We start from the raw sequence: 4,071 nt of genomic DNA, 5'->3' as shown, positions 1-4,071 counted from the left end.
CCCCTCGGTGGTCGCCGAGGGCCGCCGGGTCATCGGCAACATCACCCGGGTCGCCACCCTCTTCCTGACGAAGACGGTCTACTCGGTGCTGCTGGCCATCCTCGTGGTCTGCTTCCAGGTGGAGTACCCGTTCCTGCCGCGCCACCTGACGCTGCTGTCCACCCTCACCATCGGCATCCCGGCCTTCTTCCTGGCCCTCGCCCCGAACAAGGAGCGCGCGAAGCCGAACTTCGTGAAACGGGTGATGCGGTACGCCATCCCCGGCGGCGTGATCGCGGCCGTGGCCACCTTCGTGACGTACCTGCTCGCCCGCCACCACTACTCCGGCCCGGACGCCCTCAACGCCGAGACCAGCGCGGCGACGCTGACGCTGTTCCTCACCTCGATGTGGGTCCTGGCCATCATCGCCCGCCCCTACACGTGGTGGCGGCTGGTCCTGGTCGGCGCGATGGGCGGGGCGTTCCTGCTCGTCCTCGTCGTCCCGTGGCTCCAGGACTTCTTCCAGCTGAAGCTCGTGGGCACGCAGCTCCCGTGGACGGCCGTGGCCATCGCGGCGGCCGCCTCGGCCCTGATCGAGTTCACCTTCCGCCAGGTCGACCGCAGGTTCCCCGCCTGACGGCGCGCAGCCCCGCCCCGTCCGGCCCGGAGGCGGGGCGGGGCAGCGCCGTCACCGCCGGTCCTACGCCCGGCCCCACGTACCGGAGGCCCACAGGGCCCGGGTGCCCGACCGGTCGTAGATGACGACGTTCCCGTCGTTCTGCACGGACAGGTAGGCGCCCTGGCTGCCGGAGACCCCGGCGTCCCAGGCGGCGTGGCCGCCGCCGTCCTTGCCCGTGTAGTAGATGGTCAGGCTGCCGGTCCAGCTGCTCATCGAGCCGTTGGCGTGGTAGAGCCCGTACGTGTTCGTCGCCCACAGCGGGGTGTTGTCGGCCTTGCGGTACAGGACGAGGTTGCCGTCGGACTGCATCAGCAGCCAGGTCGTGAGGGAGGCGCGCCACTGGCCGGGCTTGAGGGAGAAGCCGCCCTCCCAGATGCTCTCGTTGCCGTTGAAGGAGCCCTGGAGCGTCCCGGACTCGGTGTGCCAGAGGTATCCGTAGTGATCGGGGGCGGCCCGGTTCACCTGGAAGTCGCCGTGGCCGTCGACCACTGCGCAGGCCTGGCCGCCGCCCCAGGTGCCGGTCGACCACACGGCGCGTCCGTCCGGGCGGTAGACCACGAGGTTGCCGTCCTCCTGGAGGATCGCGTGCGCCCCCGGGTTGCCCCAGGTTCCGCTGGCCCACACGACGGGACCCGGACGGCCGGCCCACACCAGGCTCAGCACCAGGTTGCCGTCGGGCTGCATCACCAGGACCGCGTTGTTCGACTGCATGTACTGGCCGGTGGAGAGCCGGTCACCGGGCCGCAGGGCGGCCGAGGATCCGGGGTCCTCCCGGTCGCCGGGCGAACAGGGCCGCGGCGGCGTCGGCATGCCGTCGGCGACCGCCGAGGTCGCCGTCACCGTCGTGGCACCGGCCGCGAGGAGCAGGGCGCTGGTCAGTGCGACGACGCCACGTCTGAACGGGCTGTGCTTCCCTCGAATGTTCATGATCCCCCTTCCGCGAGCCGCCCGGTGCGGCATCGCGCAGGGGTCATTAAACCCGGTGGTGACGGGTTTCGGGCCGGCCGTCCGGCCTCAGTCGAACCAGCGGTCGCGGGCGAGTTCCGGTGTGCGGGACGGGTCCTCCAGCAGGGCCGCGACCTCGAAGCGGCGCGGCCACTGGCCCGCCGACCAGGCCAGGCCCGCCGCCACGCCCTCCAGGGTGGAGGCGTGCAGGGTGCCGTCCGGGGTGCGGCGCCAGTCCAGCTCCACGCCGCCCGCGACCAGCTCCTCGTGCTCCAGGTAGGTCGCCGGGGTCGAGGGGCCCAGGAGGGTCCGGACCGGCTCCGGGACGTCGTGCTCCTCGCCCGGCGTCGTGACCTCCGCCGGGACGGTCTCCGACAGGCGCCGGACCTGGAGGAGGTCCGCCAGGTCGGCCGCGCGGGCCGGAGCCACCGGGAGCAGCGGGAGGCCCTCGGCCAGGGGCAGGAGGTCCGGGGCGTCCGCGATCACGGCGTCCGCCGCGTCGACCACGACGATCTCGCCGTCCACCACCGCGCGCAGCTCGTCCGGGAGCGTGACCTGCTCGGGGTCCAGATCGGCCAGGGCCCCGTACAGGGCGTGCAGCTGGCGGTCCGACACCTCGCGGTCCGGATCGGCGAGCCGGCCCAGGAGCTCGGCGGCGCCGCCGGGCTCCTCCAGCAGGGCCGCAACGCTGGTACGGACCCCCAGCGCCCGCAGGACCTGCTCGTCCTCGAAGCCCGTGGCGTCCGCCGGGGTGTACAGGCCCGCCAGCAGCGGGTCCCCGCCCGCCGCGCGCAGGCCCGCCGGGCGGCGCCCGTCGAGCACCGGGTGGTCGCGCAGCCACCACGCGGTGTACGGGCGCACCGACTGCGTGGTGCCGTCCGGCAGCAGGACCCGTACGGGCTGGGTCAGCGCGTCGCGCAGCGGGGGCTGCGCGAGCATGGCCAGGGCCTGCGGCCAGCAGTCGTCGTCGACCAGGTCGAGGTCGCGCACCGCGACGAGTTCCGTGGCCACGGGCGGCAGCGGGGTGTCCGGCAGCTGGTCCAGTACGTCCTCGCACCACACGTCGACCGCGTCCAGCAGGCCCGCGTCGTCGGGCTCGGCGAAGTCGCCGTCTCGGGGCTCCAGTTCGTCCGGGTCGAGGACCACGTCGGCGGCGCGGACCAGCTGGAAGACGGCCAGCACCCCGCAGGCGGTCAGCGGCTGCGCACCCCACCGCCCGGCCAGCTCGCCGTCCACGTAGGGGACTTCGTCCTCGCGGATCACCGAGGCCAGCGGGGAGCCGGGCAGCAGCAGCTCGCCCGCGGGCGTCAGCTCCCCGTCCTCGTCCGGCAGGGCCAGCGCGCCCAGCCACGGCTCGTCGCCCGGGGCCAGGTCGGCGTCCCGGACCAGGCCCAGGACCACCTCGGCCAGCTCGTCGGCGTCGAGGGCGTCCTCGTCCCAGATCTCCCCGGCGTCGAGGGAGGAGGCCACCGCCGCCCGCACCTGCGGGGTCGTCAGGACCGCCCGGGGTGTGGCCGGGAGGGCGCCCAGGCGCTCCAGCAGCGGGTGCGCCGCGTCCGGGTGGGCCACCTTCAGGCCCATCCGGGCCAGGTCCTTGGGGGTGTCCGCGCCGGGCAGCAGCACGTGCCGCGGGCCGATCGTGGTCCGCCCGTCGGCCAGCGGCACCGGCAGGCCCGACAGCCGGTCCGGATCCACCCCGGCCAGGGTGTCGTACAGCCGGTGCCACCAGTCCGGGGTGCGCTCGATGCCCGCGATCCGCTCGATGGCGTCGCCCAGCGGCAGCCGGCCCACGCCGAGCGTGCGCAGCTCGGCGCGGCGCTCCAGGCCGGCCGGGAGCAGCGTCGGCAGGACCTCCGCGAGGACCCGTACGGTGTCGGCGCCCGCGCCCTCCACCACCTCGGCCTCGAAGGGGCGCAGCGCGGCCCGCTCCTCGGCGTGTTCGGCGGGGGCCGCCGGGGCGAGGAACGCGGTCCGCGGCAGTCGCCGGAGCACGGCCGTGCGCAGCGCCCCGTCCAGCACGCCCTGGCCGAGCGGCCCGGGTACGAGGTCCACGAGCGCGGTGCTCACCGGGTCCCAGTCGCCGAGCAGTTCGGCGTACGCGTCGGCGGCGCGCTCCACCAGGAAGTCGGTCAGCGGGCCCGGCGCGGGGTGCCGGCGGGAGGTGTCCAGCGGCAGCGTCGCGATGAGCAGGGCGGGGATGCCCAGCGGTTCGTCGGTCGGGGTCGGCGCGTGCACCACGGGCGCGGTGGCCGGGCGTACGGGGGCGCCGTCGGTGTCGACGGGCACGGCCCAGGACACCGTCCAGGTGGGCCGCAGCCGCTCCTCGACCGGCCGGTCGGCGAGGAGGGCGGGCTCGATGGGGCCGCTGTGGCGGACGGTGCGCCAGCGTCGGGTCTCCCCGGCGGCGGCTCCGGCGGCCCCGGCGGCCCCGCCCCCCGGCGCCCCCCCCCCGCCGCCCCCCGCCCGCC

At 75.5% G+C, this 4,071-nt stretch carries 3 protein-coding genes; 1 reads left to right on the top strand and 2 read right to left on the bottom strand.

Going from position 1 to position 4,071, the window contains the following annotated elements; translation table 11 throughout:
* A partial coding sequence (locus tag ACFXA3_RS34335; RefSeq protein ID WP_385193455.1) for a cation transporting ATPase C-terminal domain-containing protein occupies positions 1 to 616 on the top strand: 616 nt, incomplete at its 5' end.
* A 63-nt stretch (positions 617 to 679) separates the two neighbouring features.
* On the opposite strand, the gene ACFXA3_RS34330 is transcribed toward ACFXA3_RS34335, so the two are convergent.
* Positions 680 to 1,585 carry a hypothetical protein gene (locus ACFXA3_RS34330; protein ID WP_385193452.1) on the bottom strand — a complete coding sequence of 302 codons (906 nt, stop codon included), beginning with the start codon at positions 1,583 to 1,585 and terminating at the stop codon, positions 680 to 682.
* A gap of 87 nt (positions 1,586 to 1,672) precedes the next feature.
* Positions 1,673 to 4,071, bottom strand: a 2,399-nt coding sequence (locus ACFXA3_RS34325) for a molecular chaperone Hsp90 (RefSeq protein ID WP_385193449.1), incomplete at its 5' end; no start/stop codon positions are given.

The organism is Streptomyces sp. NPDC059456, from assembly GCF_042750055.1.
Classification (GTDB): domain Bacteria; phylum Actinomycetota; class Actinomycetes; order Streptomycetales; family Streptomycetaceae; genus Streptomyces.
This window is presented reverse-complemented; position numbering and strand designations above follow the sequence as displayed.

What these genes read in the sequence shown, in the direction of transcription:
- ACFXA3_RS34330 (WP_385193452.1), bottom strand. Translation starts at nt 1,585, where the DNA reads ATGAACATTCGAGGGAAGCACAGCCCGTTCAGACGTGGCGTCGTCGCA.